Here is a 13,252-nt window from a genome sequence, read left to right on the forward strand (position 1 = left end):
GACCGGGTCCCGGTCACCGCTCGTCCCGCTCCGTGCTGCTTCAGGCGTACGTCGTGATGTCGTCGATCAGCGAGAAGCCCAGCCCGTACGCGCTCATCCCGCGCCCGTACGCCCCGAGGTGCACGCCCTCGGGCGTGGAGCCCGCCAGCACCCAGCCGTACTCGGACTCGCGGTAGTGGAACTGCACCGGGACGCCGTCCACCGGCAGTGACAGGGCCGACCAGGCGGGGCCGTCCAGGTCGTCGGCGAGCTCGAACGCCGTCTCCGTCTGCTGGTCCAGCCAGTCGTCACGCAGCGAATGGTCCATCTGGGCGGGCCAGGTGCAGGCGAGCAGACCGGAACCGGCCAGCCAGGCCGCGGAGGACACCGTGGTCGCGTCCAGCACTCCCGTACCGTCGCCGCTGTGCCGCACCGGGCTGCTGGCCATCGACACCACGACCGCGAACCGCTGCTTCTCGGCGCCCGCCTCCCGGACCGACAGCTCGTCGCCATGGCCGATGGAGCCGTGCTGCACGGTGCCGTCCGCCGCCGTGCCCACCTGCATCAGACGGCGCGGGCCGGTGAAGGCCCCGTCCAGTCCGTACCAGGGGAACGCGGCTGCCCGAAAGCCGTCGACGACCGTACGCCGGGCTGCCGACACCCCGTCCGCGGTGGCTGTGCCCTGCGGGTCTTCCGCGGTGGTTGTGTCCGGCGCGGCTTCCGCGCCCACCCGACTCGTCGTCCCCATCTGCCCGGCCGCCTCCTCGATCCGTTGGGTCCGGAACGGCCCGCCCCCCAGCGGGCGTACTCACAACCGGACAGATGGAGAATAGCCATAGCCTCCCGGCGAGCCGGGATTGGCAGGGGGTCAGGTGGCGTCGGCGTCGAACGGCGGACGGTCGTCCTTGCCCGGCTGGTCGCGCTTCTTGAGCAGGTCCGGAGCGCCGGCGGAGCCGTTGGCGGCGGTGATCGCCGAACCGCTCGACACGCTGCTGCGGGAGTCGGCGGACTCCACCTCCCGGCCGTTCACCGCGTCGGCGACCTCGGTGAAGTCCTTGCGGAGGTCGAAGCTCTCGCGGATCTCCTTCAGCCCCAGGTCGTCGCCGCCCTCCATGAGCTGCTTGCGGACGAACGTCTTGGGGTTGAGGTCCTCGAACTCGAAGTCCTTGAACTCGGGTCCCAGCTCGGTGCGGATGTCCTGCTTGGCGCTCTCCGAGAACTCACGGACCTTGCGGATGAAGCGCGAGGCGTCCTGGATAACCTTCGGCAGCTTGTCCGGGCCGAAGATCAGCATGCCCAGAACCGCGAGCGTCACCAGCTCGAGTACGCCTATGTCATTGAACACCCTGTTGCTCCCTGTGTTCTCCGAGACCGTGTCGGTCGAGGTCCGGACCCGGCCCACGGTACCCGTCGAAACTGCCCGCGCGGTAGCGCGCAGGGCCTGTCACGTGCCGTCGGCCGAGCCGAGTGTCAAAGAGATGGACAGGTCTTTACCACCGCGGGTCAGCCTGAGCTCCAGACGGTCGCCCGGGCGGTGCGCGCGGATCTTCACGATCAGCTCCTCGCCGCTGTGCACCCGCCGGCCGCCGACCTCGGTGATGACGTCCCCGGACCTGATCCCGGCCTTGGCCCCGGGGCCGCCCGGGGTCACCGCGTCCTTGCCGCCCGCCTCCCGCACGCCGACCTTGGCGCCGTCCCCCGCGTACTTCATGTCGAGGGTGACGCCGATCACCGGGTGGGTGGCCTTCCCTGTGTTGATCAGCTCCTCGGCGACCCGCTTGCCCTGGTTGATCGGTATCGCGAAGCCGAGGCCGATGGAACCCGCCTGGCCGCCCTCCTCCGACGAACTGCTGTCGGCGGCCCGGATGGCGCTGTTGATGCCGATGACATGGGCGTCGGTGTCGACCAGCGGACCGCCGGAGTTGCCCGGGTTGATCGGTGCGTCGGTCTGGAGCGCGTCGACATAGCTGATGTCGCTGCCGTCGCCCTTCTCGCCGCCCGCGGTGATCGGCCGGTCCTTGGCGCTGATGATGCCGGAGGTGACGGTGTTGGACAGGTCGAAGGGGGCGCCGATGGCCACCACCGGGTCACCGACCCGCACGTTGTCGGAGTTGCCCAGCGGCAGCGGCTTGAGCCCGGAGACGCCGGTGACCTTGACGACCGCCAGGTCGTAGCCGCTGTCCTTGCCGACGACCTCGCCGCGCGCGGTCTCCCCGCCGCTGAACGTGACGGTGATCTCACCGCCCTGACCGGCCGGGGCCACCACGTGGTTGTTGGTGAGGATGTGGCCGGAGGAGTCGAGGACGAAGCCGGTGCCCGTGCCGGACTCGGTGGAACCGCTGACGTGGAGGGTGACCACGCTGGGCAGGGCGCTGGCCGCGATTCCGGCGACGCTGTCGGGGGCGCGGCCGCCGGTGTCACGGGAGGCCTGCGGCAGCTCGACCCGGGTGAGCCCGCCGTTGCGCTCGACGTAGGCGCCGATGCCGCCACCGATGCCACCCGCCACCAGGGCGAGCAGCACCGCACCGATCAGCAAGGAGCCGCGTCGGCTCTTCCCGCGGCCGGTCCCGGCCCCGAGCGCCGGGCCCGGATTGGTGAGCGGCTCCCCGGGGGCACCCCAGGGGTCGTACTGGAGCCACTGCGACGAAGTTCCCTGCTGGGGCTGCTGAGCCTGCTGGGCCTGGGGAGGCTGCTGCGGTGCGTGCGGCTGCGGTGCGGTGTGCGGCTGCTGAGGCACGGGGGCGGCGGCGGGCGGCGCGGGGATGCCCGCGCCGTTCGTCCCCGGGTGCTGCGGGGGTACGGGGGTGCCGTGCGCCGGGGTCGGGACCGGCCGCTGCACGGGGGGCGCGGGGGCCCAGGGGCCGGGACCGCCGTAGGGCGGGGTGCTGTACTCGTCGGGCTCGTGCAGCGGCTTCACAAGCCGGGCCGCCGGGGCCTCGGGCAGCGGCCCGGGGGCCGGGGTGCCGGCCGGGAGCGGCGTTTCCTCAGCGGCGGGCGGCTCGTCCGGCGTGGTGCGGGTGACGGCCGTCGACGTGGGCCTGCTCCACCACTTCGCCTTCGGCCCGGTGGACTTACCGTCTTCCATGCTCTCCCCGAAACTGCCGCAACTGGCCTGTGCACGCCCCGCCGGGGCGTTCCTCCCGGAACTGCTCCCGGAATTCAACCAGGTTTGCGAATGCTTGCGCAGACCCTCGGCTGCCCGCACAACCCCTCGGCTGCCAGCGCGGAGCTCCGGTCAGCGCCGGGAGGAGAGCGGCAGGCGGAGGTCGGCCGGGGCGGGCATGGCCGGACTCGGTGGCTTGGCCCACGGCGGGGGCGACGACTGCGCCCCGAGCGGCGGTGCGGTGGACACCGGGGGCTTCGTGACCAGTCGGCCGAAGACCTCGGCGAAGAGCGGGGTGGGGGCGGTCGGGCGTATCAGCGGCGACGCGGACGTGCTGTTCAGCGCCCCCGTGGCGAACGGGCTGCCCGCGAGGCTCTCCCCGGAGAGCACCGCGGGGGTGGTGGCGACGACCGGTGCCGCCGGAGCGGCACCCGGCACGGCCGACGGGGCGGCGGCGGTCGAGCTCTCGCGCTCCCCGCGCACCCCGAGCAGGCCCTTGCCGCCGCTGCCGCGACGGCTGACCGAGCCGCCCTTCTCGCCGCGCGCCGTGGTGTCGAGCGGGGTCACCGCGTTTCCGCCGCCCGCGGCCCGGGCCGCGGGACTGGAACCGGCGCCCGAGGGCAGCGCACCGCCGAGCGCGATCGCGGCCAGCGATACGGCACTGGCGGCCGCGAAGGCGAATCTCCGGCCGCGCCAGGGAGACCGCTCGCCTTCCCGGCCCACCTCGTGGATACGGAAGCCGGAACGGGCGGATCCGGCCGGCAGCACGGCGGAGGAGCCGTGCGGGACCGGCAGGTAGCCGAAACCGCCGAACGGTTCGTTCGCCGGTGCGCCGGGGCGGCTGCCGGACGGCTGGACCACGGGGAAGAAACCCTCCGCGAAGCGCCCGGAGCCGCCGAATGGTCCGTCCGGGCCGTCGTCGCCCCCTCCCGGCCCCCCGGGAAGGCCCTGCAGCCGGGCGAGGAAGCCCTCGGACGGCGACGGCGGGGCGGACTGGGCGAAGACGCTCTTGAGGCGCCGCTGCGCCGCGGCCTCGGCCTTGCACTTGGCGCAGGTCGCGAGGTGGGCGAGGACCCGTTCACGGGCGTCGTGCTTCAGCTCGCCGTCGACAAGCGCGGCGAGGCGGTCCCCCAGGTGCTGTTCCGCGGGGGTCGGATCTGTGCCGCTCACGCCGTTCCGCCCTCCCCCGCCAGGACCGCGCCCGCCAGCGAGCGCTGCTCGGCGCGGGCCTCGGGCGAACGGTGCCGCAGGGCCTTGCGCAGATGCGAGCGCCCGCGGTGGATACGGCTGCGCACGGTGCCGAGCTTCACGCCCAGCGTCGCGGCGATCTCCTCGTACGAAAGGCCCTCGATGTCGCAGAGCACGACGGCGGCACGGAACTCGGGCGCCAGGGTGTCCAGCGCGTGCTGCACGTCCGCGTCGAAGTGGGTGTCGTTGAAGACCTGCTGCGGGGACGGCTCGCGGCTCGGCAGCCGCTCGGCGGCGTCGTCGCCGAGCGAGTCGAAACGGATCCGCTGCTTGCGACGCACCATGTCGAGGAACAGGTTCGTCGTGATGCGGTGCAGCCAGCCCTCGAACGTGCCCGGCGTATAGGTCGACAGGGACCGGAAGACCCGGACGAAGACCTCCTGGGTGAGGTCCTCCGCGTCGTGCTGGTTGCCCGTCAGCCGGTACGCGAGGCGGTAGACCCGGCCGCTGTGCGTGCTGACGATCTCTTCCCAAGAGGGCGGTGTCCACGCCTGGGATTCCGCGTCGGAGGCGAAGGTCGCGGTCGTTGCGGAGTCGTTGGAAGAACGGTCAGCGATGTTGGTCACGGATTTCGGCTCACCCGCCGACCTGAGAAAGCGCCGCAGCACTCCTCCCCGATCCACAGGCGCAGCCGCACCTCCCCTATCGGCTCTGGTGGTGTCCAGTGGAGCCCCTACCATAGCCACCTCGCCCGTTAGCTCCGGATAAGCCTTATTCCTGCTGGGGCCGGGGATCGCCCCCGGGAACCGCCGGCCCGCGGATACCGGACCCGATCGGCGGGCCGTTTCCCCGGGCTTTCCCCTGCCCCTGCATAACGCCCGGTCCCATCTGCGGGTTCCCGGGCACAGCGGATACAGTCACCGTTGCGCCAACTAAGGGGACAGGAGAGGGTCATTACCGCCAACCGGCAGACGAGCTGGGCATTCGCCGACGCCTTTGTCGCCGAGGACGAAGCTCTGCTCTGGGCCCGCGACCGGGCCCACGAGACGGGGCTCCGCCCGGTGTCGCCAGGTACCGGCGCCGCGCTGCGTCTACTTGCCGGCACGACGGACGCCAAGGCGGTGGCCGAGATCGGCACCGGAACGGGCGTGTCCGGGCTCTACCTGCTGGACGGGATGCGGCCGGACGGCGTACTGACCACGGTCGACCCGGAGCCCGAGCGCCAGCAGTTCGCCCGCGAGGCGTTCCGGGCCGCGGGGTACGCCGCCAACCGGGCCCGCTTCATTCCGGGCCGCGCCCTGGACGTACTGCCGCGGCTCGCGGACGGCGGGTACGACCTCGTGTTCTGCGACGGCGACCGGCTGGAGACCCTGGAATACCTCGCTGAATCGTTGCGCCTGCTGCGCCCCGGCGGCCTGGTCTGCTTCGAGGGCATGTTCGCGGACGGCCGTACGGTCGACTCGGCCGCGCAGCCCGCCGAGGTGCTGCGGGTGCGGGAGCTGCTGCGCACGGTACGGGAGAGCCAGGAGCTGATGGCGACGCTGCTGCCGGTGGGCGACGGGCTGCTGTGCGCGGTGCGCCAGGGCTGATCCCGGCCCCGGGCGGCCCGGCGGGTGCGGGCGGTCATGGATGTGCCGCTGCCCCGGCACGGACGACGTGCCGGGGCAGCGGTGAAGTGTGGGCTTCTGGGCTCAGCCGACGACCTTCTTGAGAGCGTCGCCGAGTGCACCGGCCTCGTCCGGCGTCAGCTCCACGACAAGCCGACCGCCACCTTCGAGCGGAACTCGCATGACGATGCCCCGCCCCTCCTTTGTCACCTCGAGCGGGCCGTCGCCCGTCCGCGGCTTCATGGCCGCCATGCTCGTTCCCCTTCCTGAAACCAGCTCATCGCAACCGGCGGCCCCGATGAAGGGTGCTGTGTCACCGGCATCGAACACATTGCTTCCAGGCCATTATCCCGCATCACAGACCCCGATGACCAACATCGGTCTGCATCGCTTGTGCAACGCGCTCTCGCAAAACCACTCAATTCGGCGATCGGCCTGCGATACTCCGCCCCCTGTACCCCCGCAATGGCGCGCATTTATTAGACGCAGGTCACATGTCGGCCCCCGCCGGAGTCGGCCATGCTTGCCTGGACAGGCATGGCCCAGGTGCGAAGGGACTACGAAATGGCCGACCACATGGCGGACAGCGTGCTCTGCGAAGTGAGCGACGGACTGGCGACGATCACGATCAATCGCCCCGATGCGATGAACGCCATGAACACCGCGGCCAAGGTGGCGCTGCGCGACGCGCTGGAATCCGTGGCCGCCGACACCGCCGTACGTGCCGTGCTGCTCACCGCGACCGGGCGGGCGTTCTGCGTCGGGCAGGACCTGAAGGAGCACGTCGCCACGCTCGAAAGCACCCGCGAGGCGGGCAGCGGCAACGCGCTGAGCACCGTGAAGGAGCACTACAACCCGATCGTGCGGGCCATCGCGGGGATGCCGAAGCCGGTCGTGGCCGGGGTGAACGGCGTGGCCGCCGGAGCCGGTTTCGGCTTCGCCCTCGCCTGCGACTACCGGGTGGTCGCCGACACCGCCTCGTTCAACACCTCCTTCGCCGGAGTGGCCCTCACCGCGGACTCGGGCGTCTCCTGGACGCTGCCGCGGCTGATCGGCCCGAGCCGCGCCGCCGACCTGCTGCTCTTCCCGCGCTCGATCTCCGCGCAGGACGCCTACGAGCTCGGCATCGTGAACCGGCTGGTGCCCGCCGCCGAGCTGGCCGCCGAGGCCGCGGCGGTGGCCCGCACCCTGGCCGACGGCCCCACCGTGGCGTACGCGGCGCTGAAGGAGTCCCTGGCCCACGGCGCGGACCACGGGCTGGGCGAGGCCCTGGAGAAGGAGGACGAGCTCCAGACCCGGGCGGGCGCCTCCGAGGACCACACGATCGCGGTGCGGGCATTCCTGAACAAGGAGAAGCCGAAGTATCTCGGCCGTTAGGGCCCGGGCCGCGTCCGGCGGATCCCGGCCGGACGCGGCCGCTACGCCCCGGTGCCGCGGGCCACGCAGCCGGCGAGGTGGTCGTCGACCAGGCCGCACGCCTGCATCAGGGCGTAGGCCGTGGTGGGGCCGACGAAACGGACTCCGCGCTTCTTGAGGTCCTTGGCCAGGGCGGTGGACTCCGGGGTGACCGCCGGGACGTCGCCCGTGGTGCGCGGGGCCGGCCGGGCGGCCGCGTCCGGGGCGTGGGACCAGATCAGTCCGTCCAGCTCGCCGGGGTCCCAGCCGGCCAGCACCTTGGCGTTGGCCAGGGTCGCCTCGATCTTCGCGCGGTTGCGGATGATGCCCGTGTCGGCGAGGAGGCGCTCCTTGTCGGCGTCGGTGAACTCCGCGACCTCGGCGATCCGGAAGCCCGCGAAGGCGGCGCGGAAGCCCTCCCGGCGGCGCAGGATCGTCAGCCAGGACAGGCCTGACTGGAAGGCCTCCAGGCACAGCCGTTCGAAGAGGGCGTCGTCGCCGTGGACGGGACGGCCCCATTCGGTGTCGTGGTACGCGATGTAGTCCTCGGTGGACAGACCCCAGGGGCAGCGCGGCGCGCCGTCCGGGCCCTTCTCGGTGCCGTCGCTCATCGCCGGGGCTCCTCTCCGCGCTCGTCGGTTCCGTGCTCGTCGGTTGCGTGCTCGTCGGTTGCGTGCTCGTCGGTGTGGCGGGCCGGCTCGGCCGGGGCCTCCCAGGGGGCCTTCGGCCGGTCCTCGGGCGGCTGCCACCCCTCGGGGGCCCGCTCCCGGGCCTCTTCGACGAGACCGGGGCCGCCGACCGCCGTGGCCTGCACGCCCGCCAGCGCGGACTCCAGCTCCGCGATCCGCGCGTCCCGCTCGGCGAGCTCGGCACCGAGCCGGTCGAGGGTCTCGTCGACGTCCATCATGCGATAGCCCCGCAGGGCCACCGGAATCCGCAGGGCGTCGAGATCCGCCCGGCCGACCGGCCGGGTCGCGGGCAGCGGGTCGGTCAGCCGCTCGGGCGCCACGTCCTGGAGGATCGCCGTTCTCCCCCCGCCGACCACCGCCAGGGTGACCGCGGCCACCACCACGACCATCGTCACCAGCAAGAACCAGAACACGCGCATCTCCCCGGAAGCGGAAACCTGTCCGGGTCCGATCGTGCCATGCGGCACCGACAGCCGGTGTCCGGCGGGACAGCCGTCCCTGCGGCCGCCCCGCCATCGCTTAGGGTCACAGGCGAATCACGGGTGACGGAACAGAGGAGAGACGCGGATGCGAAGCGGTGCGCTCAGGCTGGGGCGGCGCGAATTCGGTGCGCACGAGCCGGTGATCATGGCGATCGTGAACCGCACCCCGGACTCCTTCTACGACCAGGGGGCCACCTTCCGGGACGAGCCCGCGCTCGCCCGGGTCGAGCAGGCGATCGCGGACGGTGCGGCGATCGTCGACATCGGCGGGGTGAAGGCGGGGCCCGGCGAGGAGGTCACCGCCGAGGAGGAGGCGCGCCGCACGGTGGGCTTCGTCGCGGAGGTGCGCCGCCGCCACCCGGACGTGGTGATCAGCGTCGACACCTGGCGCCACGACGTGGGCGAGGCGGTCTGCGAGGCCGGGGCGGACCTGCTGAACGACGCGTGGGGCGGCGTGGACCCGAAGCTCGCGGAGGTCGCCGCGCGGTACGGCGCCGGTCTGGTCTGCACGCACGCCGGCGGCGCCGAGCCGCGTACCCGGCCGCACCGGATCGCGTACGACGACGTGATGGCGGACATCCTGCGGGTGACGGTGGGACTGGCCGAGCGGGCGGTGGCGCTCGGGGTGCGGCCCGACGGGATCATGATCGACCCCGGTCATGACTTCGGGAAGAACACCCGGCACTCCCTGGAGGCGACCCGGCGGCTGGGCGAGATGACGGAGACCGGCTGGCCGGTGCTCGTCTCGCTGTCCAACAAGGACTTCGTCGGCGAGACCCTGGACCGGCCGGTGAAGGAGCGGGTCGTCGGGACGCTCGCGACCACGGCCGTGTCGGCCTGGCTGGGCGCGCAGGTGTACCGGGTCCACGAGGTGGCCGAGACCCGGCAGGTGCTGGACATGGTGGCGTCCATCGCCGGGCACCGCGAGCCCGCCGTGGCCCGGCGCGGTCTGGCCTGACCGGGGCCGCCGCTCCGAGCGGCGGCCCCGCGTGGGCCTACCGGCCGATCTCCTTCGTGACGAGCGCGACCGCCTCGTCCACGTCGTCCGTGACGTGGAACAGCATCAGGTCGTGCTCGGACGCCTTGCCCTGGGCCACCACCGTGTCCCGCAGCCAGTCCACCAGCCCGTTCCAGTACGCCGTGCCGAACAGCACGATGGGGAAGCGGGTGACCTTGCGCGTCTGGACGAGGGTGAGGGCCTCGAACAGTTCGTCCAGCGTGCCGAGGCCGCCGGGCAGCACGACGAACCCCTGGGCGTACTTCACGAACATCGTCTTCCGGACGAAGAAGTAGCGGAAGTTGACGCCGATGTCGACGTGCTGGTTGAGGCCGGACTCGAAGGGCAGCTCGATGCCGAGGCCTACCGAGACTCCCTTCGCCTCCCGCGCCCCCTTGTTCGCCGCCTCCATGGCGCCCGGACCGCCGCCGGTGATCACCGCGAACCCGGCCTCGACCAGGGCCTTGCCGATCCGTACACCCGCTTCGTACTCGGGTCCGTCGGCCGGGGTGCGGGCCGAGCCGAAGACGCTGATCGCGCTGGGCAGTTCGGCCAGCGCGCCGAATCCCTCGACGAACTCCGACTGGATGCGCATCACCCGCCAGGGGTCGGTGTGCACCCACTCGGAGTCGCCCTCGCTGTCCAGCAGCCGCTGGTCGGTGGTGCCGGGCTGTACTTGTTCCCTGCGGCGCAGCACCGGCCCGAGCCGCTGCTCCTCGGGGACGCGCGCTTCCTCGGGGTTGCCCATGACCTGCTCCCTCCGACAACGATGGGCGGTCGTCGGGCGACGGCCGCCCCTGGTCAGGCCAGGGTAGATCGCCGGAGGCGACGGACGGGGAAATGCCGTGGGTCAGCCGGTGAGCCAGGAGCGGAGCCGCTCCTCGCAGTGGGTGATCCGCTCGGTCCGCACGTGCTCGTCCCGCTTGTGCGCGAACAGCGGGTCGCCGGGGCCGTAGTTGACCGCGGGAATGCCGAGGGAGCCGAAGCGGGAGACGTCCGTCCAGCCGAACTTGGGCCGGGCGGTGCCGCCCACCGCCGCCATGAACGCCTTGGCGGCCGGGTGGGAGAGGCCGGGCATGGCCGCGCCCGAGTGGTCGTCGACGACGAACTCGGCGACACCGCAGTCCGCGAAGACCTCCCGGACGTGGGCCAGCGCCTCCTCGGCGCTGCGGTCGGGGGCGTAGCGGAAGTTGACGACGACGGTGCAGGCGTCCGGGATGACGTTGTTGGCGACGCCGCCCTCGATGCGCACCGCGTTCAGGCCCTCGCGGTATTCGAGCCCGTCGATGACCGGGCGGCGCGGCTCGTACGCGGCGAGGCGGGCCAGGACCGGGGCGGCGGCGTGGATGGCGTTGGAGCCCATCCAGGCGCGCGCGGAGTGCGAGCGCTCGCCCTCGGTACGGAGGAAGACCCGCAGGGTGCCCTGGCAGCCGCCCTCGACCTCGCCGTCGGAGCCCTCCAGCAGGACCGCGAAGTCGCCCGCGAGCCAGTCGGGGTGGGCGTCGGCGACGTGACCGAGCCCGTTGAGGTGCGCGGCGACCTCCTCGTTGTCGTAGAAGACGAAGGTGAGGTCGCGGTTGGGCTCGGGGACGGTCGCGGCGATCCGCAGCTGGACGGCGACGCCCGACTTCATGTCGGAGGTGCCGCAGCCCCACAGCACCCCGTCCCCGTCGAGCCGGGAGGGCACGTTGTCGGCGATCGGCACGGTGTCGATGTGCCCGGCGAGCACCACCCGCTCGGCCCGGCCCAGGTTCGTCCGGGCCACGACGTTGTTGCCGTGCCGGTCGACCGTCAGGTGCGGGAGGGTGCGCAGGGCCGCCTCGATCGCGTCCGCGAGGTCCTTCTCCTGACCGCTGACCGACGGGAAGTCGACGAGCCTGGCGGTGAGCGCCGGGCCGTCGAGGGTGAGGTCAAGTGTGGTTTCGGGCATGACACCGACCCTAAGGGACCGGACGGGCGCACCGGATCGGGCGGCGCGGGGGCCCGGCGTCGCCGAAGAGGGCCCCTGGGCCCTCGGACCCGGGCGGACACTCAAGTACGGTGGGCGCGTGCCCCGGACCGTCTCTCCCGCCCGCCGCCGCACAGGCCGCGGCCGCCTCCTGCGTATCACTGCTGCTCTGGTCGTCCTCGCCGCGCTCGGCGGCTACATGACCGTGCAGTACATAACGAGCAGCAAGGTCATCGACGGCTGCGTCGTGGAGTCCGCCGACGGTGCGGCGGGTGAGCGGCGTACGTACCGGATGAGTCCGGAGCAGGCCGTCAACGCGGCGACGATCTCGGCGGTCGGCACCTCGCGGGGGATGCCGGAGCGTGCCGTGACCATCGCGCTGGCGACCGCGCTCCAGGAGTCGGGGCTGCGCAACATCGAGCACGGCGACCGCGACTCGCTGGGGCTCTTCCAGCAGCGGCCCTCGCAGGGCTGGGGCACCGCGGAGCAGATCCTGGACCCGGTGTACTCCGCCGGGGAGTTCTACCAGCACCTGGCCGAGGTCCCCGGCTATTCGCGGCTGCCGCTGACGGTCGCCGCGCAGCGGGTGCAGCGCAGCGGCTTCCCGCAGGCGTACGCGAAGCACGAGCCGGACGCGGCCCTGCTGGCGGCCGCGCTGACCGGCCGTACGCCCGCCGCGCTGAACTGCGCGCCGCCCCGGGCCACGGCCGCCGTCGCCGACCCGGCGAAGGTGCGGGCGGAGCTGGTGCGCGCCTTCGGCAAGAACGTGCTGCCCGCCGCCGACAAGGCGCCCCGCGACGGCGCGGGTGCGGCCGGCGCGGCGGCGACGGGCGTCGTCTCGGTGCCGGTGCCCACGGCCCGCAAGTCCGGGGAGGGCGCCGGGAGCGGCACCGCGGCCCGGCGCGGCTGGGAGCTGGCGCACTGGGCGGTCGCGCAGTCGGAGGCGCTCCGTCTCGGCCGGGTCTCGTACGCGGGCCGGGTGTGGGAGGCCGGGTCGGGGTGGCGGACGGAAGCCGAGGACACCAGCGGCACGGACGTCCGCATCCGGCTCGCGCAGTAGGCCGCGTGCGGCCCGGACGGCAGACCGCGTACGCCCCTGGGGGAAGGCCGCGTCCCGCTCGCGCGACGGGTCGCGCCGGGCCCGGGTGGCGGGCCGCGTCAGTCAGTGGACGGTAGTTCGAACCTTCACCCGGAAGGTGCGCTCCGGCCCGTTTCGAGCGCCCCCTCGCACTCCCCTCCCGTACTCGCTCAGCGGTCCGCGAATTCCCTGGTGGGCCTGGTGAAGTGACGGTTCAGCAAGCTCCGCTGGAATGCCACGTTCGCCCGGATTCCTCCGCCACGGGCCACGCGCCGCATTACCGACTCTTTACCTCGGTCCACCGCAACCTCCCCCGGCCTTTTGACGGTTGTCATTGCGTCCGATCAACGGACAGACCGCATTTCTCATTCCGTCGAAGGAGCATCATGTCCCTCCCCCTGACCCGCCGGATCGCCCGTGCCGCGCTGCTGATCGCCGCGGGTGCGGCCCCCGTGGTCGGTGCGGCCGGAGCCGCGGGCGCCGCGGAGCTCCCGCAGACCCCGGACCTCGGCGGTCTGACCAGCGTCGACGGCTCCAACCTCGGCAAGACGGTCGACGGCACGGCCAAGCAGGGCACCCAGGTGGCGGGCGAGACCGGCGGCCGCCTCGTCGGGACGGCCCTCCCGGCCGCGCACCGGACCGTCGGCGGCGCCGCCCCGACCGTGCAGAAGGCGGCGGGGGGCGCCGCCGGCACCGCGGGCCAGGTCCTCGGCGACGCCGCCGGTACCGCCACCCGGGGCGGCCTGCCGCTCGGCTGATCCGTACATGCGTGAGGGGCCCCGGGAG

Annotated in this window: 15 protein-coding genes; 5 read left to right on the forward strand and 10 right to left on the reverse strand. The window is 72.9% G+C overall.

The window, feature by feature from the left end; translation table 11 throughout:
* Positions 1-40: 40 nt before the first annotated feature.
* The 5 genes from ACFCV8_RS32035 to sigE all read right to left on the reverse strand — a co-directional run bounded on the left by ACFCV8_RS32035 (position 41) and on the right by sigE (position 5,010).
* On the reverse strand, positions 41-727 hold the full coding sequence (locus ACFCV8_RS32035) for a hypothetical protein (RefSeq protein WP_376689000.1): 687 nt from the start codon (positions 725-727) through the stop codon (positions 41-43).
* A 120-nt stretch (positions 728-847) separates the two neighbouring features.
* Entirely contained in the window at positions 848-1,324 is a 477-nt protein-coding gene (locus tag ACFCV8_RS32040) for a sec-independent translocase (protein ID WP_376689001.1), read from the reverse strand.
* Positions 1,325-1,423: 99 nt separating this feature from the next.
* Positions 1,424-3,064 (reverse strand): trypsin-like peptidase domain-containing protein, encoded by a 1,641-nt coding sequence (locus ACFCV8_RS32045; protein WP_376689002.1) that lies wholly within the window; start codon positions 3,062-3,064, stop codon positions 1,424-1,426.
* Between the two features lie 150 nt (positions 3,065-3,214).
* Positions 3,215-4,252 carry a zf-HC2 domain-containing protein gene (locus ACFCV8_RS32050; protein WP_376689003.1) on the reverse strand — a complete coding sequence of 346 codons (1,038 nt, stop codon included), beginning with the start codon at positions 4,250-4,252 and terminating at the stop codon, positions 3,215-3,217.
* A complete protein-coding gene (gene sigE / locus ACFCV8_RS32055; protein ID WP_376689004.1) occupies positions 4,249-5,010 on the reverse strand; it encodes an RNA polymerase sigma factor SigE in 762 nt (253 codons plus the stop codon). The genes ACFCV8_RS32050 and sigE overlap by 4 nt, the downstream gene beginning before the upstream one ends.
* Positions 5,011-5,193: 183 nt before the next feature.
* Between sigE and ACFCV8_RS32060 the strand changes: the two genes are divergently transcribed.
* Positions 5,194-5,859 carry an O-methyltransferase gene (locus ACFCV8_RS32060; RefSeq protein WP_376689005.1) on the forward strand — a complete coding sequence of 222 codons (666 nt, stop codon included), beginning with the start codon at positions 5,194-5,196 and terminating at the stop codon, positions 5,857-5,859.
* A 102-nt stretch (positions 5,860-5,961) separates the two neighbouring features.
* Here the strand turns inward: ACFCV8_RS32060 and ACFCV8_RS32065 are convergent, their stop codons facing one another.
* Positions 5,962-6,129: a DUF3117 domain-containing protein gene (locus ACFCV8_RS32065; protein WP_069086806.1), complete on the reverse strand. Its 168-nt coding sequence runs from the start codon at positions 6,127-6,129 to the stop codon at positions 5,962-5,964.
* 312 nt (positions 6,130-6,441) lie between these two features.
* Here ACFCV8_RS32065 and ACFCV8_RS32070 point away from each other — a divergent pair, with 312 nt between their 5' ends.
* A complete protein-coding gene (locus tag ACFCV8_RS32070; protein WP_376689013.1) occupies positions 6,442-7,254 on the forward strand; it encodes an enoyl-CoA hydratase/isomerase family protein in 813 nt (270 codons plus the stop codon).
* A 41-nt stretch (positions 7,255-7,295) separates the two neighbouring features.
* Here the strand turns inward: ACFCV8_RS32070 and ACFCV8_RS32075 are convergent, their stop codons facing one another.
* The gene (locus ACFCV8_RS32075; protein WP_376689006.1) at positions 7,296-7,883 is read right to left on the reverse strand and encodes a DNA-3-methyladenine glycosylase I; all 588 of its coding nucleotides are present in this window, start codon (positions 7,881-7,883) and stop codon (positions 7,296-7,298) included.
* Positions 7,880-8,380, reverse strand: a complete 501-nt coding sequence (locus ACFCV8_RS32080) for a cell division protein DivIVA (RefSeq protein ID WP_376689007.1) — start codon at positions 8,378-8,380, stop codon at positions 7,880-7,882. Before ACFCV8_RS32080 ends, ACFCV8_RS32075 begins: the two co-directional genes overlap by 4 nt.
* Positions 8,381-8,528: 148 nt before the next feature.
* Between ACFCV8_RS32080 and folP the strand changes: the two genes are divergently transcribed.
* Positions 8,529-9,401 carry a dihydropteroate synthase gene (folP, locus tag ACFCV8_RS32085; RefSeq protein ID WP_376689008.1) on the forward strand — a complete coding sequence of 291 codons (873 nt, stop codon included), beginning with the start codon at positions 8,529-8,531 and terminating at the stop codon, positions 9,399-9,401.
* Between the two features lie 37 nt (positions 9,402-9,438).
* On the opposite strand, the gene ACFCV8_RS32090 is transcribed toward folP, so the two are convergent.
* Together ACFCV8_RS32090 and dapE are read right to left on the reverse strand one after the other, a co-directional pair.
* Positions 9,439-10,188: a TIGR00730 family Rossman fold protein gene (locus ACFCV8_RS32090; protein WP_376689009.1), complete on the reverse strand. Its 750-nt coding sequence runs from the start codon at positions 10,186-10,188 to the stop codon at positions 9,439-9,441.
* A gap of 102 nt (positions 10,189-10,290) precedes the next feature.
* Positions 10,291-11,370 carry a succinyl-diaminopimelate desuccinylase gene (gene dapE / locus ACFCV8_RS32095; RefSeq protein WP_376689010.1) on the reverse strand — a complete coding sequence of 360 codons (1,080 nt, stop codon included), beginning with the start codon at positions 11,368-11,370 and terminating at the stop codon, positions 10,291-10,293.
* Between the two features lie 118 nt (positions 11,371-11,488).
* Between dapE and ACFCV8_RS32100 the strand changes: the two genes are divergently transcribed.
* Both ACFCV8_RS32100 and ACFCV8_RS32105 read left to right on the forward strand, forming a co-directional pair.
* The gene (locus tag ACFCV8_RS32100; RefSeq protein WP_376689011.1) at positions 11,489-12,448 is read left to right on the forward strand and encodes a hypothetical protein; all 960 of its coding nucleotides are present in this window, start codon (positions 11,489-11,491) and stop codon (positions 12,446-12,448) included.
* A gap of 404 nt (positions 12,449-12,852) precedes the next feature.
* Positions 12,853-13,224, forward strand: coding sequence for an ATP-binding protein (locus ACFCV8_RS32105; protein ID WP_376689012.1), 372 nt, complete (start codon positions 12,853-12,855; stop codon positions 13,222-13,224).
* The last annotated feature ends 28 nt before the right edge of the window (positions 13,225-13,252 follow it).

The organism is Streptomyces sp. NPDC056347 (assembly GCF_042262625.1).
Lineage (GTDB): Bacteria > Actinomycetota > Actinomycetes > Streptomycetales > Streptomycetaceae > Streptomyces.